Here is a 24,580-nt window from a genome sequence, read left to right as displayed (position 1 = left end):
AGGTACTCATTATAATATTTTTATAAAATTATTTCTATCTTCATAGAAACATCTCAACAAGGGGGATTCATCATGAAAACATCGCAGCATATTGGATTTTTAATGGTTATTAGTGGGACTGCATTATGGGGAGTCTCGGGTCCAATGATACAATGGCTCTTTCAAAATAGTAGCCTCACATCAAGTAAATTTCTCATTGTAAGGTTACTACTTGCCGGCATTATAACTTTGACACTACTATATCTTACTAAAAAAAATATATTTGGTGTTTGGAAGCATCCAAGCCATTGGGTCCAACTAATTATATTTGGTGTTCTAGGGATGCTTGGCGCTCAGTATGCTTTTATTGAAACCATCCGTGTGAGTAATGCCGTTACGGCAATGCTATTTCAATTTCTTGGTCCTGTTTTAATCACCATTTACATCACAATACAAACAAAGAAACTACCAACGATAATACAACTATTGGCGGTCGTTGCAGCTTTAGTGGGAACTTTTTTTCTAATTACGAATGGTTCTGTTGAAAATATTGTATTTTCGAAGAAAGCCATTATCCTTGGTCTACTTACAACACTGGGCTTTACTTTTTATACCCTCCATCCTAGAGCATTGATAAAAGAGTGGGGGACCGTTATCATCGTTGGCTGGGGCATGTTAATTGGTGGCATTGCTTTACTTATATACAGCGAAGGTTTTAGTGCGGTACATTTGACACATACATTAACATTTAACACGTTATTAATATTGTTTCTCGTAATTATTAGTGGGACGTTATCTTTTATCCTCTACATTGGTAGTCTTAAATATTTAAGCGCAACGGAAACAAGTCTATTATCTAGCATTGAACCACTAGTTGCAGCAGTTGTTTCAATCATTTGGTTAAACGAATCATTTGGAATGTATCAACTGTTAGGTGGACTTCTTATTACCGCTGCGGTTGTTCTTTTATCCATGCACAATGAATAAGCTAAAAAAATTGAAATCACAAATTCAGCAGCTATTTACATACGATAGTTTATATTATATGAACTTACCTATCCGCAATCACAAAAATGGTTTATATAATCATTATTAACAGCATTAAACTCATAATTGGAATAACACTAAGAAAATGTGGATTTATAAGACTAAAGAAATTCAAATAAAACAAGCTAAATTTCTCATTTATACAATGAGAAATTTAGCTTTAGTTAATTCGATATTTTTCTCAATATGGTTCCCAAAGCTAATCCTGGTATTACACATAACATGGGCAGCCAAATAGGTCCTAATAATACCCCAAACAGCTTAACGCTAGAGGAATAAATACATCCCAGCGTAACAAAGTAAGCTGCAAACACAAAGGGAAGAAAAGCATGCCTGTCTTTTCCTCCACCTATATCTTTCCAAGCATCCCACATTGCAAAAAAATATAAACATGGATAAAACATCAGCCATCGATAATCAGCATGTTGGATAGATTTTTCAATATCTCCGTGAAAACTTAAAATAATGATTTCGTTAAAGTTTGATTGAACATTAACAACTAATTCTAATAGTATCAAAATGGAATCTTTTAAAAATTTGCCGTTTAAATACTGTCCGAATCCTGGAAGTGCAATACTCCACAACAATGCTTCTTCTTTGTTTGCCACATTGTTTTAATCCTTTGCTAAATCCCTTCGATTAGCTGCTAAAGGTGGTTGTTCTAACCACTCATTTGCAATCATAATATTAGCACCATCCTCAGAATACTTTAGAATTTCAGCTATTAAACGGTAATAATCTACATCCATATCCGTCCTCTGATCTTCAGAAATAGATACCCCATAGTTTCCAATTCCAGCATAAATCATTAAACTAAAATGAAATGCCATTAATTTATCAGAAAAAGGTGGTTCTTCAGAATCCGTGATATCTTGGTCATATGACATAGGTGTTGGTAGTGAACACATCTCCAAATAACTGGAAAAAGCTTTAATATGTTTTAATGCAATTTCTTTTCCTCTTAGGAAATATTTACGAAGCTTATCGGATTCAGCAACTTGACTAAAGGCCGTAGCTAAAGCAGTACCTAAATAGTTTGTTTGGATATTTGCATACAGATTATTTACTTCTGTTCCTGTGAATGCTCCTCTTCTTCCTAGACCCTCTAAAATAAAGGATTGTTTATGTACAAATTCTATTTTTTAGGATATGGAATGGTAGGTGGACGAAGTGCGATTCCTTTCTCTAGTAAAAGATTAGTTACCTTGGTATTTAGTTCAATGGTCTGCATTAAACAAGTGTTAAAGAAAGTAAGAATATCTTGACGATAAATGTTTTGTATCACTCTACCGTAAGTTACTAATCCTCCTTTAGACATGTTCTTAATATATTGAAGGTAAAACACATCAGAAAATAAGCGCTTGGCTTTTAAATTAATATCAGCTTCAGTAAAACCTTGTGGAATTTGAATATCTTCCTTTGAGTAAATCTCACGAATAAAGTTAATGTGTTTTTCTGATGATTGCATGGCAAAAGTAACGATAGCTTTAATTTCTTCATCTTCGATATGTTGAAGAAAATGTTTGAAAATACAAATTGACATACTATCCGAAAGATAAGTCGTCCATAAATAAGATAATTTAGAAGAAGTTAACATAACATGATTATGTTTATTTTCCATAAAACAACCTCCTATTCAATATATCCATATATAATATGTCCAAAAGAGAAAAAACTATAAATACAGCCCTATAACAATACATTCAACACAGAGAAAATGTCTTAGCCGATTAATAGCTAAGACATTTTTATCTATCTTTATTTTCCATTCCTTCTTATGAATCAATTTTTATTCTGCATTTATTATTCTTTCTAGTATTTTTATTGTTTTATTTAACTCTATTATTATCGATAACCTTTTAAAATTGAAAAACACAGAACATAGTAAAATAAATAACACCTCATATCTGAAGCAAACTACCCAAGACGCCGTGAGGCATCTACCACTTTTCTTATTCGAATTCTGAACAGAAAAGACACTGATTAGGGTTAGTGTTTTCTCGGTTTTTAAGTTGTATATCGTATGCATGTTTAGTTACCATAATGTATCTCTCCGGAATACATCAAAAAACCTCGCAGGGCAAGAAATCTTGAAAGGGGACAATACATAACCTAGGATTAAGTCTGTCCGATGATATAGTACAAAAATGTACATCTTTTTAAACACTGGAAAACCACTAACAAAAGGTCTATTTAATCTTAGAAATAGACCTTTTGTTAGTGGTTTTTATATAGCTAAACTGTCTACTAAAAACAAGGATGATTTTAGTAATGGGAATTAATTTTGGTTATATTCGTGTAGGTACAAATGAACAAAATTTAGATAGACAGTTAGAAGTAATAAAACCTTATATCGCAGATGGAAAGTATATTTACAATAATAAGGCTAGTGGGAAGGACATGGAACGCGTGGGCTTTCAGAATATACTTAAAGCAATGTTAACTTTCACAACGTCAAATCCATGCTAAATTTACCTTAACTATCCTATTCCTTATTAAGGAAATTAGCTTGATCTTAAAAGGAAGTATTAACTTTTTCTAAAAGAAATATATAATAAAGGTTTTAAACCAGGAAAAGAATTAAAAGAAGCTGTTAAATAAATATGCCTTTTAATCAAGCCCCCTCTGGAGATAGACTTCTAAAGGGGGCTATCTTTCATGGTGAAAAACTTCTAAATACCTACACCCAAATATTATTTAATCAAGGTTTCTATTTTCTTGCGTCGTCTTAGAGTTGGAGGTAGGCTCTTTGCCAAGTCTAGGGTTCCAATTTCCTAACTTGTTTTTTAAGTAATCCTTTAAAAAATCACGTTTCTTTTTTCGTCTTTTATCCCTGTTTTTCATAAGGACTCACCGCCTTTAGGTTACTTAATAGATGCAATTTATCCTTATTATAATTATGTTGAAAAATCCACTCTTTATGCTAAATCTATAAGTAATAAGTAGATCATCTTACTAGTCAAAGGAATACTTTTAGGTATTGGTTCAAAGTATTCCAAAAGACGCTTCCCATTGTAAGAGTAACAAAAGTAGAACGTGAAGAACAACCAGATGATCCTCATATGTATCGTCATAATCAATAATAAAGAAAGCAGGTTAATAAATATTAACCTGCTTTTCAGACTAACGAGAACTTAAAAGATTTCTCGTTAGAAAAGACTTTATGGTTTCGTAGAAGAAGCATCCTCATTCTCAGAGGTAGAAACTTTATCATTGAAGTTAGATAGATGTTTTCCTTGCACATCATTGATATTTGCTTCATCAGAAGTATATCCAGCAGTATTAAATCTGTCATCCCCTATTGCAGGCTGAGAATTGTTAGACTGATTTTTCATCGTGTACCTCCTAGTTTGGGTTGGATAGGTTTAATATGCTCATATTCACTGTATTTCATGAGGATGCACTTAACGTTTTATCTCTATTCAGTCGAAAGAGTTGGATATTTAACCAATATAAAGATTAAAATGTTTCATTAAAATAAGTTTTAATTATTACATATAATGTAGAAAAAGGGCTCATTTGTGATTACAAAGGATAAAATCAAAAGGCAACCGATACATTAATCGGTTGCCTTTTGATTAGCTTTTTTTACTCATTTGATATGTCATTTACTAACTGGAATATCTATATTGCTTATTTTTAAATGATCGTTATCTTGAATTTCATCATCGTCTAAATGAACAACTGGTAAAGCAGTATGGACTGCCCAATAATAGCTAATCAGAGAGACAATTGTAACTCCAACTAAATCGGTTGAATAAATTAAGACGCCCTTGCCACCACCAAACATACCAAAATAAGAAACAATCATTAAGGCAACATAGTAGAAAATCAGCCATAATGAGGATTTAATTTGTTGGGTAAAAGAAACCTGTGAGGTAGGCACTCTTTTTTTAAAGAATAGGTAAATTATAAACATTAGAACCTGAGAAGATAGTAGCCAAGATAAGGTCTTCCATCCTGACCAATAAACGATTAACGATGCAACGATAAACGAAAGAGGTCCAATAATTGACATGCCCTTTACCCAAAATGGACGATCTAGCTCAGGAACACGTTTTCTAAGCGCTGCCGTGGTAATTGGGGCAATAGCATAACTTAAAACTAGCGCTGCGGAAACAACGTTAATTAACGCTTCCCATGAAGGAAATGGCAATGTCCAGAAAATAGAAAAGACAAACGTAAGCCAAAGTGCAGGTCTGGGTATACCTGATTTTGCATCAACTTTAGAAAAGATTTGAAATAAGGTTCCACTTTTAGCCCATCCATATACAACACGAGGAGTAGCTGACATATAAATGTTACCTGTGCCACTTGGGGATATTATTGCATCAGAAACAATAAAATAAACCATCCATCCCAACCCTAAAATAACGGAAATATCTTTAAATGGCAAACTAAATTCATGACTAATATTGGCCCATCCCTGGCCAAGCATATCCGTTGGGATACTTCCAATAAACGCTACTTGTAAGAGAACATAAACAATAGTTGAAGAAATTACAGATAAAATAAGAGCAATTGGTATTGTTCTTTGAGGATTTTTCGCTTCACTAGCAACCGATACAATAGGTGTAAGTCCCAAATAAGCAAAAATTACTCCCCCTGCAGAAATAGCTGCTTGTACACCAGAAAAACCAAACGGTGCAAATCCAACACTTGAAAAGTTATCACCATGCAAATGTATTAACAAAACAACGATTGTTAAAGCTGGTACAAAAAATTTAAAGATAGTTATGATAAAATTCGATTTAGCAAATACTTTTACACTCCAATAATTCAAAAGAAAGAAAGCAACAATAAGTCCGAATTGAAGGAGCCATCCACTTAAAGTAGGCAAGGTAGAGTTTTCCTTAGTCAAGCTGGGCCACCAGGCTGCAGCATATTGCCTAGCTGCCTCTACCTCAATGGCTATCAGACTAGAAAAAGCAATAAGGGTAATAAACCCTAAAAGATATCCAAGTATAGGGCCATGAGTATAAGCTGGATAGCGAACGATTCCTCCAGCCCTTGGAAGTGACGCTCCCAGTTCACAATATACAAGTCCTAATAATAAAATAGATACTCCACCAATTACCCATGATATAATTCCAGCAGGGCCGGCTATTCCAGCAACATGACTAGCAGCAAATAACCAACCCGATCCAAACATAGATCCAAAGCCTATAAAAGTTAAATCCATTAATGATATTTCTCTTTTAAACTTACCTTTGTTAGACATACTCCAACCTCTCCTCCTCTAATATTAGAAAATTTTAAAAATTCAGTTTCCAAATAAAACTACTTTCCCTCCCTTAAAATAGTTTCGAGAAATCACTATAGGCAAGGAAAGTTTTGATATAGAAGCTTAGGTATAAAGATGACCAATGAAAGAATGTAGCCTAAATAACGTTATTTTAATAAAAATCCCGAAGGAAAAGGATCTGTCGGATCTAATACAAAAGTTTGCATTCCGGTAATAAACCCGCGGGTTGACACGATAAAACGAAATCCAGTTTCTGTTTGAGTGGATGCTTGTATTGTTAAGTAGCTATCAAAAATACTTTTATTCATCAATGGTGATTTTATGTTTAACACTCTGTCGTTAGCAAGCAAGCTAGTATAACATGCCATTGTTGACTCGAACCCCGGAGAACGTACAATATACTCGTTTTCATCGAAGGTGATTGTTTTAATCTGGCCACCTTCTAGATGAGAATCATCCATTAGAATAACACCTTTTACAGGAATTATTGACTCCAGAGCTTGAAGTACTGTTTGCCCCCATCTCTTCAATTCAGAAAGTTTCTCAATATGAATCTCTGCAGAAATATCACGTTTCTCAAATACCGCATATAATTGATTAGCCTGCACGAGTGAGAAACTTGTATCTAAATGTAAATAAGACAAGGGGATATTTCTTTGGACTAATTGACATGGTCTACTCTCTATGGTGACTGAGATCACTTCATCCTTTTCCATAATTGCAGTAGCTGAAATTACTCCACTGAGCGTTTCAATTTTGTATTCACTGGACGTCCTTGGGTGCAAGTGACCACATTCCAATAAAGTTGTAATTACAGCAACGATACCACCGTAATGAAGAGGAACCTTTCCATTATAATTAAAAAATAAAACTGCAGCATCTGCTTCTTGGCTAACGGCTGGAACAATAAGACAGCCATTTAAATTTGCAGATCCACGTGGTTCATTTAAAAGAAGATGGATGCTCTCTAAAAACTCCTCTTGGAGTTGCTCATTTAGTTGCTCTAAACTTTGATAATGAAAGAATGGTAAGTCTTTAATAATACGGAAAGCTTCACCAGCTACATGCACATCTATTGTTGAGTATACCTTTTGAATATTCATTACACTTCCTCCATTTCATGTTCCATTGGCGGAATAAGTAGAAATCCTTCTTTAAGCAAATCTTCTTCATTGTAAAAAAATTTGTGCATTCCCATCAGCCAGGCTGAACCCACGATTTTGGTCACAACAGCTTCTACACCCTCAACATCAGTTGTTCCAAGTATACATCCCCTGAATAAAGAACCGACAATACTTTCGTGAACAAATTCTTCTCCAATTGAAATTTCCCGATTAGCATATAACACAGCTAATTTAGCAGAAGTACCTGTTCCACATGGAGATCGATCGATTCCACCAGGAGGAACAACAACTGTGTTTTTCACGTCTGCTTTCTCATAAGTTGGTTCAGTAAAAAACTCAATATGAGTTAATCCTCGAATAAATGGATGTTGAGGGTGAACGATTTCAAATTTCTCATTAATGGTATTTCGAATATTAATTGCCTTTTCAATTATGTGGGAAGCATTATCAGGAGTTAACTCTAATCCAACTGATTTGGCGTCAATAATCCCATAAAAATTCCCCCCATACGCAATATCAACACCTACCTGTCCAAATTCTTCAACATCAACAGAAATGCTTTTTAAAAGAAAAGCTGGGATGTTGCAAAAGGACACTTCTTTTGCTTTTCCATTTTCCACAAAAATATTCACTTCCACGAGACCGGCTGGTGTATCTAACTTTAAGGATGTAATAGGATCCTGAACGGAAATCAACCCTGATTCAACTAAGGCAGTACATACTCCTATGGTGTCATGTCCACACATTGGAAGGTAGCCACCCGTCTCTATGTAAATCACACCAATATCTGCTTCTGGGTGGCATGGCTCTGTTAATAGAGCACCAGACATGACATCATGTCCACGCGGTTCGTTCATTAGAAGCTTGCGAATCCAGTCATATTCCTTTTTCATATAAAGCATTTTCTCTGACATTGTTTTTCCCAGTAGCTTCGGGAGACCACTAATTAATGTTCGCGTTGGATTTCCACCTGTATGTGTATCAATTGTTGTAAAAACTCTTTCTGCCCTCATCTGCTTAACACCCTTTCTTTAAAGCGATTAAAACTAATTGGCTCAATAGGAATAGACGTTTCTTTTTCGTTAATTAGTTCCTCTATAATTTTCCCTGTTACTGCTGCAAGGCTAATTCCATCACCTTCATGACCAGCTGCAATATAATAGTTAGGAATTTTGTCCACTCGTGAAACGATTGGCAAATGATCTTCTGTCCAAGGACGTAATCCTGCATATGAACGAATCATCAGCATATCTGCCATTTTCGGATAAAATCTTATTGCTCGTTTAGCGATACAGTTTATTACTTCATTTTTTACTTTTGTATTAAATCCAACAAATTCCCTACTGCTTCCGATTAGAAAATTTTGACTTTCGGTTGGTTCAAAAACCAGAGCCACTCCGTATTTTTCGGTCAGTGCATCTACACGACGTTTTCCACCAAATTTAGAAATTAGGTAACCAAATTCCATTACCTTTCTAGATCCCACATGTTGCTGTCTTGAAGCAACGATAATATGTCCTTTTCTTGGTTCAATCGGTATTGAAAGATCAAGCATCTCTCCTATTCGAGGTGCCCATACTCCAGCAGCATTCACAACATGATTTGCGGTAAAACCACCATTTGTTGTTTCTACAGTAAATGAACCACTCTCTTCTCTCCTCATCTGTGTTACTTCGGTATGCTTCAAGGCCTTAGCCCCTCGTTTCTTTGCCCCCTCAAGAAGTGAAAAGGCTAATAAATAAGGATTGACCGTAGAATCAGTAGCACATTCCAACCCCCCTAATAAGTCATCAGCAAAAAAAGAGGAATCTTGCCGAATATCCTGTCGATCTAGCATCCGGAATGGTAAACCGGCAGCTTTTTGACGATTCACCCATTTTTGTGCGGCTTCCATCTCCTCTTCTGATTCACAAACGAGAATACTTCCTGGTGCCCTATATTCAAAGGGATGCTCCAATTCTCTGCTTAATTCGTCCACTAAGTTCTGACTAAATAAGGACATTTGACTATCAAAACCTGGATCCTTATCAATCGCTAAAATGTTACCATCGCATCGTGAAGATGTACCACTAACGAATTCTCCTTTTTCAATTACCGTTACATCTCTTCCATATTTGGAAGCATAATAGGCAATCGAACAGCCAATAATCCCCCCACCAATCACTAAAACATCGCAATGTTCCACATAATGTTCCTCCCTACAATCAAATGGCTTTTATAATCTAATAATGCAAATAGTGTGCCAACTAAAGTTAACCTTTAACAAAGTAAGAAATTACAATGTAATTCAATTTAATGTAAAAAATATTTTGAAAATTAAATAAACATATGTATAATTTTTTTGACAGTGTTAATAAACTTTTACAATTTGGGAGGATATCATGGTATTTTCATTTCCGTCAGTGCAAGAAATAATAAATAGGCTTGTAATGGATACATCTTTAGATAAGCATCACATTATACAGAGAAACAGTGAGTTTTATTATCGTCTAACGGAACAAACAGTTGAGCTTCCATGTAAGTCCATTTATGAGGATGATTCATTCTCTATCTTAATTGAGGCGTTTACTCATCATTCTATAGTCGTTATTCTTGACAAAAACAGAAATCCTATAGGCTGCATAACGGCAACTCAAATGATCAGTTTTCTTCATAACTCTTACAATCAATTAAAGGCATTTTATGAAACTGTCATTCAAACTACGGATTCATCAGTCACGGTCATTGATAATAATGAGCGCGTCTGCACGTGGACAGACGGAGCAGAAAAAATTTTCTCAGTGGATCATCAAGATATAATTGGCCGACCAATTACCGATTTTTTTGACTATGAAAATCTAGAAATCCTGCAATCTTTGTATCAAGGAAAAAGCATTGTGAGCCAACATCATCAACCTAGGTCTGACCTGTTTGTCTTAATTAATTCTAATCCTGTTTATTTCAATGATCAGATTATAGGGGCAGTGGTCTCAGAGACGAATATCACAAATCAAGTCGTGCTCAATGAAAAATTATTTAACATGTCCAATGAAGTACACCGTTTAGAACAAGCAGTAGCAAAATACAAGGACTCATCTGATCCCTTTAATTCTATTAAAGGCAAGAGCGCTGCCCTCCAAAAAACGGTTCATTTAGCTAAAAAAGTTTGTTCTGTTAAATCAACAGTTCTGATATTGGGTGAGAGTGGAGTTGGAAAGGAGGTATTTGCTAAAGCTATTCATGAAGCAAGTGAAGAGCCTAATGCACCTTTTATTTCAATTAACTGCGGTGCGATACCAGCGTCTTTATTTGAAAGTGAATTATTTGGCTACGAGCGTGGTGCCTTTTCGGGCGCTGACAATAAAGGAAAAAAGGGCAAAATAGAACTAGCAAAAGGAGGAACCTTATTTCTTGATGAAGTAGGAGAAATGCCACTTGATATGCAGGTAAAACTTCTTCGCGTGCTACAGGAACGAAAATATTATCGTGTGGGTGGAGAAAAAGAGATTAATATCAATTTCCGTGTCATCGCTGCAACAAACCGTGATCTCAGTGAATTAATGAAAGAAGGAAAGTTCCGAGAAGATTTATATTATCGCTTGAATGTGGTTAGTCTACATATCCCTCCTTTAAGAGAGCGAAAAGAAGATATTATTGAAATAACTCATTATTTTTTAAATGATTTTTCATTGAACTATAACAGACCAATTCACGAACTATCTCCAGAAGTTATACATGAACTGCTTCGTTATGATTGGCCTGGTAATATTAGAGAGCTTCGCAATGTTGTTGAACGACTTGTTGTATTTGCAACAGACGGCGTAATAAAAAGGGGTTATTTACCTTTTAATTCAAACAGTATTAGTTTTGAAAAAAGTAAAAATATTGAACCTAACGTACATATCGAAAGTGTTTCCACCATTTTGTCCTTACAGGAAGAAATGGATCAGCACGAGAAAAAAGTCATTGAAAGAGCATTACATCTTTCTGATGGAAATAAATTAATATGCGCTAGACAACTCGGAATCACAAGGGCTACTTTATACAACCGGCTGAAGCGACTTGGCTTACATTAAGCCTCTTCCCCCTCTATGTTGGCATGTTTTTTGCATAATATTTTCATAAAGGAACATAGAGGAGGAATTTCAAATGACTAATAAAGAGAAAATTATTATCTGTCGTTGTGAGGAAGTTACTTATGGACAACTTCAATCAACAGCTGATGAACATAAATGTACTGCAAGGGAATTAAAGTTAAGAACTAGAGCAGGAATGGGTTTTTGTGGAGGGCGTACATGCAGGTCCACATTAGATAAAATTATCGAAACTGTTATCCCTGATACCTTGCCTGGTGAACTTCCGTTAAAATACCAGCCTCCAATTCGTCCAGTCACATTTGGAACAGTAGGTGAAAACCAATGAATAGAATAATACAGCATCCCATTTTAGGAGATTTTGGTGATAGAACGCGTATTTTTTTTCAATTTGACGGAATTAGATATGAGGCGTATGAAAATGAAACAATTGCAGCCGCCCTTTTAGCAAATGGAATAAGAAAACTACGTGTCCATGAAGATAGTGGAACGCCTAGAGGGGTTTATTGTAATATTGGCCATTGCTTGGAATGTCGTGTAACTGTGAATGAACAGTCAAACGTAAGAGCCTGCCTAACACTTGTAGAAAAAGATATGGTAATTGAGAGTGGTAAACAGCACCCGAATATCGTAAGAAGGATGGTGGAAAAGCCATGATTGATGTTATTGTGATTGGAGCAGGTCCAGCAGGGTTAGCAGGTGCTATTGCCTGTGCAGAGTCTGGTCTCAAAGTAGTCGTCCTTGATGAATTTGTAAAGCCTGGTGGCAGGTTGCTTGGACAACTTCATCAAGAACCGTCTGGTGAATGGTGGAATGGGATTAAGGAATCTGAACGCCTCCATCAAGAAGCACGGAAACTATCAGTCAATATACATTGTGGTGTATCCGTTTATAACTTAGAAAAAGAAGATCAGCTATGGAATGTTCATACTAGCATAGGTGCACTAGAAGCCCCCTTCTTACTGTTAGCTACAGGAGCTGCTGAATACCCTATCCCACTGAGTGGCTGGACACTTCCTGGTGTAATGTCAATTGGTGCTGCTCAAGTAATGACGAATGTCCACCGTGTCCAGGTTGGGAAGAAAGGTATTATTATTGGAGCAAATATTCTAGCATTTGCAATTTTAAATGAATTACAGTTAGCTGGAATAGCAATTGATCGGATTATCCTCCCAGAAAAAAGTCCTCTTAGTCAAAAAGCAGGTAATCCCGAGGAGGTCTTGAAATCACTCTTAAATGCATCTCATCTTGCCCCATCGCAGTTATTACGTGTTGGAAGCCATTTTATGAAAAATGACTGGATTAGAAAAGCCGGCTTGAACTTATATCCAAAAAACGGCTTGAAAATAAATGGTACTCCTCTACAACTTCGAAAAGCAGCAATCGAGATTATTGGTAGAGATAAGGTTGAAGGAGTGCGTGTGGCTAATATTGATGCTAAGGGCAATATTATTGCTGGAACTGAAATGATTTATGAAGCAGATTTTGTCTGTATCGCAGGTGGCTTATATCCACTTGCAGAGCTTGCTGCCATTGCCGGATGTCCATTTGAATATATTCCTGAATTAGGCGGTCACGTACCTCATCATTCAGAGACGATGGATACTCCTCTTGAAGGGCTATTTGTAGCCGGTAATATCACCGGTATTGAGAGTGGTAAAATCGCCATGGCTCAAGGAACAGTAGCAGGCCTATCGATCACCAAATATGCTGGTAAAAAGTTAGATATAATTAATGAACAAATGCAACAAGCAATACAAAAGGTCCACGCCATTCGTCAACAGGCTGCGATCCAATTCAACCCAGAGATTAATAGTGGGCGAAGCAAAATGCATGAGCTTTGGAAAGCTCTCTATGTAAAGAAAAGTAGCCAGGGTACCCCAAAAAAGATAGTTTAAATAGAGCATAAGATATGACTGACTTTCTATCTCCCTTGGAGTAGGTAAGAGGGAACTATTACTTTGAAAAGTATTTAGTTTCTTTTTGCCTTCCTTCATACTGTACGTAAAACTTTTCCCTAAATTTTAATATTGCTCCTCTAGCAGAATAATATAGCTATTACTCAGAGATAGTGCTTGTTTGAAGAAGACATATAGATATTTAATTAAACCTATTTCCATAGTTCGATTCCAAATAAATAATAAGTGAATTTCATTTATTTTGGACAGTATTCTCCTTGTAGGAGAAACTGTCTTTTTTTTATAAAATGCATTACTTTACTGATATTTAATTTGGGATATCAGTATTTAGCCCTCTTTATCTTTAGATTATACTTTCTCAATAAAAAGAAACAGTAACTGAGTACTATTATGCTTAGCATATAAAATAGATGGGAAGATATCAAAAGTCTATACAGTGTATAAATATCTTTACACTCCCTTTTAAGATTTTTTACACTTTAATACTCTTTTTTATTTTGAATATTTCCCACCTAATTACTATTAAGGTTAAGAGAGAATTATATGCGGCTTAGTATTTATACTAATTAGAATGCTCTTTTAAGATGTTGTTTTCGATTTCCTGATTTCAAAGGCTTAAAATGTGGCATTCTCATGCTTAAATCTTTCTTTCCTCCGTGAGAATGTACTAAAACTCCTTGTCTGATAGATATATATATAAATTCTCCTGAAACTTCAAATTCAAGTTGGCATACTACTTGCATTTATATTAGCGTAGAGTTAATTCTCACACCCAAGACGAACCAAAAATAAAAAATGATTTTGAAAGGGGAAGAATTAAATGACAAGATTTGAAGGTGTACATGTTGCGATCGTCACTCCATTCACAGATTCATATGAGGTAGATTACCAGAGGTTACATGAACTATGTAATTGGCTTATTGATGAGGGTGTAAATGGGCTAGTCCCAGTAGGATCTTTAGGGGAATACGCTACGTTGACGGTTGAGGAAAGATCGAAAGTGGTCGAAACAGTTGTGAAAGCAGCTAACAAAAGAGTTACCGTAACTGTTGGTTCGGGGGCGCCTTCTACTAAACAGGCTGTTCAATGGGTTCAACATGCTAAAGATGTAGGGGCAGATGCTATTATGGCACTTCCACCTATTAATTACCGTCCACTTAGAAATGAAATTATTGCCCATTATAAAGATTTATCCGAAGTTGGATTACCTATTATTGCTTACAATAATCCGTTAGATTATCCAACTGATCTTACTCCAGAACTTTTGAAAGAAATCTCGAAATTTGAAAACGTAGTGGCTGTAAAAGAGTTCTCTGGTGATATCCGTCGTGTTCATAAAATTTTAGAAGAAACAGATCTTGAAGTTTTAACTGGTGTTGATAACCTTGCTATGGAAGGTCCCCTTTGCGGTGCAACTGGTTGGATAGCTGGTGTTCCAAATGCTCTTCCACGTGAGGGGGTAGAGCTTTTCCGTTTATCAAGGGAGGGGAAAATAAAAGAGGCAACTGAGTTATATCGTCGTTTACTTCCATTATTTGATTTGGATGCAAAACCTCAGCTTGTTCAGTCAATCAAATATATGATGGAACTGGCAGGACAACCAGTTGGTCCTACTCGTCCACCTAGGCTCTCCTTAAGTACTGAAGATTATAATCAAATCAAAAAAGCATTTAATCGAGCTGTACAAAAAGTAACTCAATAAGAACTTTGCTCATTCTATTGAGAAGAGAAGAAATTATTTCTTCTCTTCTACTAATTTAAGTAGGAAAGGTGGACCTAATTTGATTACAAAAGTAAATTTAACTACTAAAAATTATACAGATGGGGAATGGCAGGAACTCCAAGGTACTAGTAAAACTGTATATAATCCATCTAACATTAATGAAAAAGTTGGGGATATGTACTTCTCTACACCTGAGCAGATTTTATATACTGTTTCATCTGCACAAATGGGTTTTAATACATGGAGAAAACAAACAGGTATAGAACGAGCCAATTACTTATATAAAATGGCTGATGAGCTAGAAAGAGCTAAAGAGGAGGTTGCTACTCTAGCCAGTCGGGAGATGGGAAAACCTATTAGTGAAATGCTGGGTGAAGTAACAAGAGGAGTAAATTTATTACGCTATTATGCGGCCGAAGGAGCACGGGCTGACGGACAGTCGGTGCCAGCTAGTGATCAACATGTTTTACAATATACTAAACGAGTTCCTCTCGGAGTTGTCGCTGTAATTACCCCTTGGAACTTTCCAGTTGCCATTCCTATCTGGAAAATAGCTCCCGCCCTTATTTGCGGAAATTCTGTAGTATGGAAGCCTGCAGAAAATTCTGCCCTTACCGCTACTCGATTGATGGAAATCTTTGAAAAAGCAAATCTTCCGAAAGGCGTTCTTAATCTTGTTATTGCTAAAGGACGAATGATAGGAGATACATTATTAGAAAAAGCAGATATAGATGCCGTTAGCTTTACAGGTTCCACACAAACAGGAACTCAAATTGCATCTATATGCGCCAAACGTAATATAAAGTTTCAAACAGAAATGGGTGGAAAGAATGCGGCTGTTATTTTAAATGATGCTGATTTAGAGAAGACCATTCCAATGATTTTAAGTGGTGCATTTCGTTCTGCTGGACAAAAGTGCACTGCCACAAGCCGAATTATTGTTGAAAAGGAAATCTTCCCTAATTTCATTAATTCCCTACAAAAAGCTATGTCAACTTTAGTGGTGAAAGACGCTTTAGATGCTGATGCCTATTTAGGTCCTGTAGCATCTAAAGACCAGTATGAAAATATTTCTCAATATATAGAATTAGCTCGTAAAGAAGCTACAGTTATCGCTGAAGGAAGGCTCGATACAATAAGTGAAGGTTATTATATCCCTCCTATAGTGGTAAGTGGAGTTGGAGCACAGCATAAACTTTTTAAAGAAGAAATATTTGGCCCAGTTACCGTCATTATTCAAGCAGAAAATTTCGATGAGGCTATAAGGCTTTGCAATCAATCTGAATACGGTCTAAGCGCCTCCATTTTTACTAATAATATGGAGAAAGCATTACTCTTTCTAGAAGAAGCAGAAGTTGGAATGGTACGTGTGAATCAAGAAACGGCCGGCGTTGAATACCAAGTGCCATTTGGTGGTATGAAATGGTCAAGTTCCCATACTAGAGAACAAGGACAAGCAGCTTTAGATTTCTATTCACAAGTTAAAACTTGTGCTATTAAATACTCTTTTTAGTTTCCTTATCTATTTGATTCTAGTGGGTTCTCGTAAAAGTAACTGAGGTTGTTACTCACTTTAATCTTGCTTTTATTAACTAGTCATTTACAAAAAATCCAAATAACCAGTATGTTTTTCCATTTTGTTGAGGCATACTGGTTTAATTTTTTTACAGAACTTAATTACCGTTGTAGTTTAATTGTGGGTTTTTCTACAACATGTATATTATATAATGCTATTTATAATGAAATAAGTTAATTGTTTCTTATATAATATCAACATATATTGTATACGTTTTAGAGCGAAAGAGTGAAAACTAACAGAAATATTCAGAATAGTATAAAATGTTATTTGTAAGTAATTTATAGAAAAAGGTGGTGGAAACTATAACTACAATTACAGGACAAGAAAAAGTAGAGTTTTACTACAATGATGAGATATTGATGGAAGGTCCAGCATCTGAATTCTTCAAAGAAGGAAGTTTGCATGGAAAGAATATTCCGTTAGGTATCGGGGATGTATTTGAGGTAATTGATTCAAAAGATGAAATTACAGCATTGCGAGTAATGGAATTACAAGAAGGTATTTATGAATCAGGTGAAATTCACACAATTAAATACTTTGTCGTGGCTGATGATAATAAGGAATAATAACATATGGAAAGCACTCACTAAAATGATTAGTGGGTGTTTTTAGTTTCTAATAGTCGACTTTGTTTCACTTTGTGTATATTGGCGATAGGTCTATACATCCATTGGTTCCGAGATCAGTGATTATGTTTATCTTAACTTTCCACTATATCATTAAGTAAAAACAAACATACTTTATTAAAAACAGTTTTATCATTTACCTATCTTGTAGAAAAACGTTGTATTTGTCGTCAGCTAGAGTAAATGATAAAACTATAATTTATATAAGTAAGTTTTATCATTTACTTCTTTGTATAAAAGAAATTAATTATATATCTTTAAATTAATTTAACTTATTAAAAACCTATTAATACTAAATAATTATAAATTTTATGTTGATTTAACAAAAATATAATAAATTATTAAACGGTAAATAGAAGATATGTTCGTATATGATAAGAAGTGAAAAGTTGTCTTTTTCGTTAGTAAGAGTAAATAGATAAATTAATAATTCACATTAAATACCTTACCATTTACTTAACGTATGTAGATTATCCTGAAACAAAAGACGTTCTTTACTTTAAAGCGTTAAATTATTAACGTGTTATTAAACAATTTTTCTTTTAGTGCTATTCCTTATTCAAAAAAGCACAAATCATATATAGTGGGTTTGTGCTTTTCTATTTTTACAGATATCGCCGAATTTAATTACCATAATATCCCTTAAGAGAGTTGATTATGAACTATTATGCTAATAAGCAACTTTAAGGATTTAATGACTTTTATCTTCCCATGGTTCGAAGGAAAATGGAATTCCAACCATTTTTGCAGTTAATTCATCATAGGACACGAGATCCTTTTTTGACAATTCTTTTAATGAGCGTTTGCCCATTGCTCTTAATGCCATTTTCATTTCTTCTGTACTTGCTGTTAAGAATTTCTCTGCTGCTTTTACTCCTTCTTCAATCTTAAATTGATCCTTGAATTTTCCTTGATTCCAAACGACTTGTGTAGGCGGTTCAAATGGAAGGGGATTCAATGATTGAGTATGGGAGACGGTAAATAACATAGCAGAGCCTACATATACTGCATCGGCTCCGAGAGCGATTACTTTTAAGAAATGCCCGGGGACTAGGAGGCCGCCAGAGGCAATTAAACTAATTTTCCCTTTCATGTTTCTCTTTTCTAAATGATTGGCAGCCCTGACAATCGCATGAAGGGTTGGGATTCCAAAGTCGTCGGATAAAATAGGTGGGGCACCTAATGTAGCTGCTTGTCCCCCATCTACCGCAATATAATCAATACCAATGTCAATTAAATGATCGATGTCCTCTTCAATTTTCCCACCAGCTCCCATTTTGGCCCCAATGGGAACCCCACCAGACAGCTCACGAAGTGTTTCAACAAGTTCTTTCAAATCATCTAAAGTTTGGTCTTCAAAAAAATTATCGTAAATTACTGCATCCTCGTTTTCCTTTAGTCCCATCACTTCACGGGCACGTCCTGTTAAATTTTTAGGTGAAATCTTCCCACCCGTTCCTGCTAAAGCACCTTGCCCAAATTTAACTTCAATCATATCGGCCCTTTTAAATAGCTCTTCTTCTTTTGACCAATCTGTTTTTGAAAACTGTAAAATATACTTTCCAGCTTGGTTTAATTCTTCAGGTAAGACCCCACCTTCCCCAGAATTAATCGCTGTTCCCACATTATTCGCTGCTTCAGCCAAAGAAAGCCTTACTTCTTCACTAAGCGCAATACCATATGCCATTCCACTGATCATAAGTGGAATTTTTATTTTCATTGGTTTTTTTGCTTTTGGACCAATGGTAACCGCAACATCTACATCTTCCTCGCCATCAATTGGAAATGGTGACGTTTGCGCAGGGATAAAGGTAAGTGGATCCAAATGCGGCCATTTTTTGGAAGATCCAAGTGGACGATGGAGGACGTCGCCCGTCGCTGCACGCAAGCTATTTTCTAGCATATTTTGAATACCCATATGCCGAAGTCCCGGCATCAATTCCATTATATTTTCTTGATAACTATCGGTTAAAACAATTTTCCCCATTTGTTTCACTGTTCGTTTTATTATCCAGCGCCAACCAAAAAGAACGAATAAAAAAAGAAAAGTATAATTGCCATCATCGCAAAGGTCAAATAATAAAAAATGTTCGACATATTTATGACTCCATATTTAGCATATTTTCAATATGTAAGTTTACACTTCTTATTTTATCCAAAAAAGATAAATTATATAAAAAAGAGGATTTGAAAATAGTTGAGCTTTTTTCCATTCCAAATTGTATAAAAGTTTTACTTTCAACCAAACTATGGATATATATAAGGGGTGATTTCATGAACATAATGAATGATGTTATTCATCGGTCTTGGCCATTGGCTTCAAAATATTGGATTATGCGACAAACTTGGAGAAATCTATTGTTTTTACATTGGCCTATTCCACTAAAAAAACTTCGACCGTATGTGCCTTCTTCTCTACAAATTGACACCTTTAATGGATCCGCATGGATAGGTGTCATTTTATTCGTTTTAGAGGGAATCTATCCCCGTGGAATATCATCTGTTTCCCTAACCCCTAAATTCCCAGAAATCAATGTAAGGACATATGTTAAACGCAATGGTAAGCCCGGTATTTATTTTATGTCTATTGACGTTGGGAACTGGGCTTCCTTAAACATTGCAAAGAGGTGGTATCGTTTGCCTTATCATTCAGCGCAAATTTCTTTTCGAAAAGAAGGCCACACCTTTCATTGCCAGAGTATTCGCAAAGGAAACACGAATACTTCTATATCCTTCAATGGTAAATATGCTCCCGTATCTGAAGTTTATTTTTCAAAAGAAGGAACTCTTGATCATTGGTTAACTGAGCGATATTGTCTCTATAGTTCGAGTAACGGAGCCAACATCTATTCTGGTGAAATACACCACCAGCCTTGGCCGTTACAAAAAGCAGAGATAGAAATATTTAGGAATAACCTTTTTATACCTTTTCATTTTAACCTTTCTGAAGTAGAACCGATCGCTCATTTCTCCATAGGTGTGGATTCGCTAATATGGAATATTAAGAAAATAAGGAACGAATAAACATCCTTCAATCGGAATCCTGATGTATTCCAAACTTGGGGATGATCTATAATTTATATTTACACAAAAACAAAAATTACATTTATTAGAAATATCAAGTGATAAGGAATGCTCTTATAATAGTTAAGATTTAAAAGCTGTAAGATTATTTATTATAGACTAAACGCTCCTTTTATCAGGCTAACAGTCCGTTCCATTTTATATAAATCTCGTAACTATACATAATATTTTTAAAATAATTTTTAAAAGGAAGTTGAAGTAGTGGATAGAGATCAAGTTATTGAAATTTATCAGCAAGTTCTAGATGGGAAAAGAAAACGATTTCCTAACGGTTTTTTTGTAGGTAACGAAGGAAAAACATATATGAACTATATAACACGCTATCTACTTGAACAACGGTTATCAATCCCTATTCATGAAATCCCTCTTAAAGTAGGAGCAGATACATTATGGTCTCATCGCCTTAGACCACCTGCTATGTTATATGGATGGAATTACTACGAAGTCATTGATAATGCCTATCCTGGAGAATTCCAGCCGTGGGAATTTCGACAAGTACCCCGTAAATATTGGAAAGGAGAAGAAGGGAAAAATCGTGCTATTGAGGCAGTAAAATATGTACTAGAGGAAGAACTAAAAATTCCTTTTAATGAGATTCCTCATCGGGTTAATTTTCACTTTTTCAACCAATATGGTCTAGGAGGTGTCTTTTCCCTCTTTAGACAATCCCCTTTTCAAGTGATTGAAGCTGTTTATCCAGGTTCCTTTAAACCCTGGCAATTTGCTAATGTTCCTATGAATTGTTGGAAAAACGAAGCCTCTATTCAAGAGGCAATGGATGACTTCTTATTTAACCAACTCCATTTTCTATCCTATGAAGAGGCGTTTCTCAACATAAAAAGTCAACACTTCAATGATTGTCAGCTCACAGGTCTCTTTCAGATGGCCTTCGATGGCCAAATGAGTAATGTAAAAAAATGGATAAAACGTCAAGAAATGCAGAAAGTCAACTAAAAATGGAGACAAGTGTCCGTATTAGCTCTCATTTCCCTTTCTTTTTTTTATAAAAAGATAGGCAGATTCAGCAAAAAAAAGAAAAAGAAGAAAAAAAAGCACAAATAATTCGGTAACTTCCATTACTCGAAACGGACTTACCGCATTGTATAATGCTTGAGAAACATCAAATCCTTGAAAAATATCGATGCCTAAAGAAAAAGTCATTAAACATCCCATCATTAAAAGGGCAATACCTATGATTTTCATACTTATCACGCTCCATTTAGTAGCTTCTTCTTTTTCATATAGTATGATACAAAAAATATTTGTTAAATATTACATAAAAAAACTATATGTGGTTAAAATAACTAAAAATAAAGAAGGAGACTTAAACCAATGTCTTCATTGTTTAAAAATGGAAAACTAAAAAAGACTCGCCAGCAAGAGAGTAAAAATAACCCTATTAATACAGGAAAATATATACAAGATTCCTTATCGGCCAATCTCGATAAGATTCATCAGAAAACGGGAAATAGTCCAGACGTTGTTATCCGTCAGATAAAAATGGGAAGCAATTCCGATATAGAAACAGCGATTATCTATATAGAGGGTATTGTAGACAATCAATCGATTCAAGAATTTTTACTGGAATCCATGATGAAAGATGATAAGAAAACAAAAGTGAATAAGCAAAATGCGTTAGAACTGATTTCTGAAGATATGATGACCATTGGTAACGTATCACCCATCCATAACTGGGATGATTTATTTTCAACCCTAATGGCAGGTGATACGCTCGTTCTAGTAGATGGAATAAATCAGGTACTGAGCGCCAGTACCAAAGGTGGAGAAACACGTACAATTTCAGAATCGGACACTCAAATGGTAGTTCGAGGCCCAAAAGGAGCGTTTACAGAGTCAATTGGGACCAATACAGCCATGGTACGCCGAATCATAAAGACCCCTGATTTATGGACAGAATCATTCAAGATAGGTCGTGCAACCAATACGGATGTGACGCTTATGTACATCCATGGGATTGCCAATGATCAAGTCATTCAAGAAATCCGTCAGCGCTTAAACAAAATTGATATTGATAGCATTTTGGAGTCAGGTTATATTGAACAACTGATTGAAGATCAAACAGCAACGCCTTTTCCCACTATTTATAATACCGAAAGGCCTGATGTAGTGGCTGGAAATTTGTTAGAAGGGCGCATTGCTATTTTCGTTGATGGAACTCCTTTTGTACTGGTTGCCCCGGCTTTATTCATCCAATTTTTCCAGTCGGCTGAGGATTATTATGCCCGTTTTGACATTGCCACATCGATTCGTCTGTTACGAATTGCTATGTTTCTGATTTCTCTTATTGCACCTGCTACCTATGTTGCTGTCACGACCTTCCATCAAGAGATGGTACCCACAACACTTATTGTAGCCATTGCTGCACAGAGAGAATCCGTCCCCTTTCCAGCATTCGTGGAAGCTCTACTCATGGAGATCACCTTTGAAATTTTACGCGAAGCAGGGATTCGATTGCCAAAAGCCATTGGTTCGGCCGTCTCCATTGTTGGAGCTCTTGTCATTGGACAAGCAGCTGTTCAGGCGAGTATTGTATCCCCAGCGATGGTTATTATCGTCTCTATAACGGCAATTGCGAGCTTTGCTACACCTTCCTTTGATATGGCCATTTCGGCTCGTTTAATTCGTTTTTTATTTATGTTAGGTGCAGCTTCATTTGGTTTTTATGGCATTATCCTCTGTATTCTCATGATGGTCGTTCATTTATGCAGTTTACGCTCATTCGGTGTGCCCTATATGGCGCCATTCGCACCATTTATACCCGTCAATAATGGAGATACAGTGGTACGACTACCCTGGTGGACATTAAGACAACGACCGAGATTAATTAGTGTAAATACGATTCGAGAAGGGAAAAATCAACGCCCTCATCCTCCTGCATCTCGTGGTATGGTGAACCGAGCTCTTGAAGAAGGTGACAACAATGAAGCGTAAAGGAATTCTTCTTTTATTGATGACGACGATGACACTCTTGCTCTCTAGTTGTTGGAGTAAAAAAGAGTTAACCGATCTGGCCATTGTATCAGCCATGGGTGTTGATAAAACAAAAGATGGAAGATATACTGTCACGCTTCAAATTATTAATCCGGGAAACGTGGCTGGAGGACTGGTAGGCGGAGGTGGTACGCAAAGTCCACCTGTTACTATCTATTGGGATTCCGGCGATAATTTAGTCGAAGCAAGTAGACGAGCTTCCAGTAGGATTGCACGACGAGTGTATTATGCACATACCAACCTATTAGTTATTGGAGAGAAATTAGCAAGAGAAGATGGGATAAACGTTTTGATAGATGCTTTTGATCGAGACCCGGACTTTCGAGCTAATGCAACTATGGTGATTGCAAATCACACAAGTGCAGCAGATCTCGTCAAAACATTAACGCCCGTTGATAAAATTCCAGCGAATAAAGTGCTGAAAACGTTAGAATTCACAGAAAGAAAATGGGGAGAGAACGTAAAAGTATCACTCCAAGACGTCATGATGGGACTCGAGTCTCCTGGAGGGAAAGCCGTTGTAGGAGGATTTCGTATGATTGGAGATTATAAGCAAGCGCGAAGGTTAGAGAATCTTCAAGAAAGTGCGCCTGAAGCAACGCTTCGAGCTTCTGGAATTGCTGTTTTAAAACGAGGAAAGTTAGTGGATTGGTTGTATGGAAAAACAGCAAGAGGAACGGTATGGATTCTAGATAAAATCCAAGGTACCGATATTAATATTGACTGGGGAGGGAAGAAAGAAGCCATTGCTTACCAAACTGTCCGTCAAAAAACAAGTTTGTCTGCTCAAATCAAGAATGGAAAACCTCATATTTCAGTTCATACCCGTGTTGAGGGAGACATTGGTGAAATGGAGGTACCTGTAGATATCACCAATCCAAATGTCATTACAAAAATTGAACAATCAGTGAGGCAAGAAATAAAAAAAGAGCTGAAGAAGGCTATTGAACGTGCGCAAAAAGATAAAACAGATATCTTTGGATTCGGCGAAGTCATCCATCAGTCGAGGCCAAATGAATGGAAAAAAATAAAACCAGAATGGAATGATGTGTACTTTCCAAAATCAAAAGTCGATATTACTGTCGAAGCTTATGTCCGCCGCGCAGGTTTACGAAATAAGTCGTTCCTTTCAGGAGTGAAAGAGAATTAATAATGAAAAGAGGAGGTAC

General features: G+C 36.0%; 22 protein-coding genes and 1 pseudogene. 13 read left to right on the top strand and 10 right to left on the bottom strand.

Annotation, left to right across the window (positions count from 1 at the left end; translation table 11 throughout):
* Positions 1–72: 72 nt before the first annotated feature.
* On the top strand, positions 73–966 hold the full coding sequence (locus BG04_RS28480) for a DMT family transporter (RefSeq protein WP_034655547.1): 894 nt from the start codon (positions 73–75) through the stop codon (positions 964–966).
* Positions 967–1,190: 224 nt separating this feature from the next.
* On the opposite strand, the gene BG04_RS28475 is transcribed toward BG04_RS28480, so the two are convergent.
* From BG04_RS28475 to BG04_RS31590, 3 genes are all read right to left on the bottom strand, one after another.
* Positions 1,191–1,634: a hypothetical protein gene (locus tag BG04_RS28475; protein WP_034655548.1), complete on the bottom strand. Its 444-nt coding sequence runs from the start codon at positions 1,632–1,634 to the stop codon at positions 1,191–1,193.
* Between the two features lie 6 nt (positions 1,635–1,640).
* Positions 1,641–2,084 (bottom strand): DUF3231 family protein, encoded by a 444-nt coding sequence (locus BG04_RS31595; protein WP_230586632.1) that lies wholly within the window; start codon positions 2,082–2,084, stop codon positions 1,641–1,643.
* Between the two features lie 77 nt (positions 2,085–2,161).
* Entirely contained in the window at positions 2,162–2,647 is a 486-nt protein-coding gene (locus tag BG04_RS31590) for a DUF3231 family protein (RefSeq protein WP_230586626.1), read from the bottom strand.
* 650 nt (positions 2,648–3,297) lie between these two features.
* On the opposite strand from BG04_RS31590, the gene BG04_RS28465 reads away from it, so the two are divergent.
* Positions 3,298–3,495, top strand: a complete 198-nt coding sequence (locus BG04_RS28465; RefSeq protein WP_034655550.1) for a recombinase family protein — start codon at positions 3,298–3,300, stop codon at positions 3,493–3,495.
* Between the two features lie 692 nt (positions 3,496–4,187).
* Here the strand turns inward: BG04_RS28465 and BG04_RS30715 are convergent.
* The 5 genes from BG04_RS30715 to BG04_RS28445 form a co-directional block, all read right to left on the bottom strand.
* Positions 4,188–4,361 carry a hypothetical protein gene (locus BG04_RS30715; RefSeq protein ID WP_155276315.1) on the bottom strand — a complete coding sequence of 58 codons (174 nt, stop codon included), beginning with the start codon at positions 4,359–4,361 and terminating at the stop codon, positions 4,188–4,190.
* 269 nt (positions 4,362–4,630) lie between these two features.
* Complete coding sequence (locus BG04_RS28460) at positions 4,631–6,247, bottom strand: APC family permease (protein ID WP_034655553.1); 1,617 nt, start codon at positions 6,245–6,247, stop codon at positions 4,631–4,633.
* A 170-nt stretch (positions 6,248–6,417) separates the two neighbouring features.
* Complete coding sequence (locus BG04_RS28455) at positions 6,418–7,374, bottom strand: proline racemase family protein (protein WP_034655555.1); 957 nt, start codon at positions 7,372–7,374, stop codon at positions 6,418–6,420.
* The gene (locus BG04_RS28450; protein ID WP_034655558.1) at positions 7,374–8,408 is read right to left on the bottom strand and encodes a proline racemase family protein; all 1,035 of its coding nucleotides are present in this window, start codon (positions 8,406–8,408) and stop codon (positions 7,374–7,376) included. The genes BG04_RS28455 and BG04_RS28450 overlap by 1 nt, the downstream gene beginning before the upstream one ends.
* Positions 8,405–9,580 (bottom strand): NAD(P)/FAD-dependent oxidoreductase, encoded by a 1,176-nt coding sequence (locus tag BG04_RS28445; RefSeq protein ID WP_034655561.1) that lies wholly within the window; start codon positions 9,578–9,580, stop codon positions 8,405–8,407. The genes BG04_RS28450 and BG04_RS28445 overlap by 4 nt, the downstream gene beginning before the upstream one ends.
* A gap of 196 nt (positions 9,581–9,776) precedes the next feature.
* Between BG04_RS28445 and BG04_RS28440 the strand changes: the two genes are divergently transcribed.
* From BG04_RS28440 to BG04_RS28410, 7 genes are all read left to right on the top strand, one after another.
* Positions 9,777–11,450 (top strand): sigma-54 interaction domain-containing protein, encoded by a 1,674-nt coding sequence (locus BG04_RS28440; RefSeq protein WP_034655564.1) that lies wholly within the window; start codon positions 9,777–9,779, stop codon positions 11,448–11,450.
* Between the two features lie 73 nt (positions 11,451–11,523).
* A complete protein-coding gene (locus tag BG04_RS28435; protein WP_034655566.1) occupies positions 11,524–11,796 on the top strand; it encodes a (2Fe-2S)-binding protein in 273 nt (90 codons plus the stop codon).
* Complete coding sequence (locus tag BG04_RS28430; protein WP_034655568.1) at positions 11,793–12,125, top strand: (2Fe-2S)-binding protein; 333 nt, start codon at positions 11,793–11,795, stop codon at positions 12,123–12,125. The genes BG04_RS28435 and BG04_RS28430 overlap by 4 nt, the downstream gene beginning before the upstream one ends.
* The gene (locus tag BG04_RS28425; RefSeq protein WP_034655570.1) at positions 12,122–13,366 is read left to right on the top strand and encodes an NAD(P)/FAD-dependent oxidoreductase; all 1,245 of its coding nucleotides are present in this window, start codon (positions 12,122–12,124) and stop codon (positions 13,364–13,366) included. The genes BG04_RS28430 and BG04_RS28425 overlap by 4 nt, the downstream gene beginning before the upstream one ends.
* An 841-nt stretch (positions 13,367–14,207) precedes the next feature.
* Positions 14,208–15,089: a 4-hydroxy-tetrahydrodipicolinate synthase gene (gene dapA / locus BG04_RS28420; RefSeq protein WP_034655572.1), complete on the top strand. Its 882-nt coding sequence runs from the start codon at positions 14,208–14,210 to the stop codon at positions 15,087–15,089.
* Positions 15,090–15,168: 79 nt separating this feature from the next.
* Positions 15,169–16,623 (top strand): aldehyde dehydrogenase family protein, encoded by a 1,455-nt coding sequence (locus BG04_RS28415; protein WP_211186303.1) that lies wholly within the window; start codon positions 15,169–15,171, stop codon positions 16,621–16,623.
* Positions 16,624–16,982: 359 nt separating this feature from the next.
* Positions 16,983–17,255: a hypothetical protein gene (locus tag BG04_RS28410; protein ID WP_061784554.1), complete on the top strand. Its 273-nt coding sequence runs from the start codon at positions 16,983–16,985 to the stop codon at positions 17,253–17,255.
* 751 nt (positions 17,256–18,006) lie between these two features.
* Here BG04_RS28410 and BG04_RS28405 read toward each other — a convergent pair.
* Positions 18,007–19,412 (bottom strand): annotated as a pseudogene (locus BG04_RS28405) (FMN-binding glutamate synthase family protein).
* Between the two features lie 177 nt (positions 19,413–19,589).
* On the opposite strand from BG04_RS28405, the gene BG04_RS28400 reads away from it, so the two are divergent.
* Positions 19,590–20,339 (top strand): YqjF family protein, encoded by a 750-nt coding sequence (locus BG04_RS28400; protein WP_034655578.1) that lies wholly within the window; start codon positions 19,590–19,592, stop codon positions 20,337–20,339.
* A gap of 261 nt (positions 20,340–20,600) precedes the next feature.
* Entirely contained in the window at positions 20,601–21,353 is a 753-nt protein-coding gene (locus BG04_RS28395; RefSeq protein WP_034655580.1) for a DUF4046 domain-containing protein, read from the top strand.
* A gap of 21 nt (positions 21,354–21,374) precedes the next feature.
* On the opposite strand, the gene BG04_RS28390 is transcribed toward BG04_RS28395, so the two are convergent.
* On the bottom strand, positions 21,375–21,602 hold the full coding sequence (locus tag BG04_RS28390; RefSeq protein ID WP_034655583.1) for a YczF family membrane protein: 228 nt from the start codon (positions 21,600–21,602) through the stop codon (positions 21,375–21,377).
* Between the two features lie 129 nt (positions 21,603–21,731).
* Here BG04_RS28390 and BG04_RS28385 point away from each other — a divergent pair, with 129 nt between their 5' ends.
* Both BG04_RS28385 and BG04_RS28380 read left to right on the top strand, forming a co-directional pair.
* On the top strand, positions 21,732–23,351 hold the full coding sequence (locus BG04_RS28385) for a spore germination protein (RefSeq protein WP_034655586.1): 1,620 nt from the start codon (positions 21,732–21,734) through the stop codon (positions 23,349–23,351).
* Positions 23,341–24,561 carry a Ger(x)C family spore germination protein gene (locus BG04_RS28380; protein ID WP_034655588.1) on the top strand — a complete coding sequence of 407 codons (1,221 nt, stop codon included), beginning with the start codon at positions 23,341–23,343 and terminating at the stop codon, positions 24,559–24,561. Before BG04_RS28385 ends, BG04_RS28380 begins: the two co-directional genes overlap by 11 nt.
* The last annotated feature ends 19 nt before the right edge of the window (positions 24,562–24,580 follow it).

This window comes from Priestia megaterium NBRC 15308 = ATCC 14581 (assembly GCF_000832985.1).
In the GTDB taxonomy this organism is placed as follows: Bacteria; Bacillota; Bacilli; order Bacillales; family Bacillaceae_H; genus Priestia; species Priestia megaterium.
This window is presented reverse-complemented; position numbering and strand designations above follow the sequence as displayed.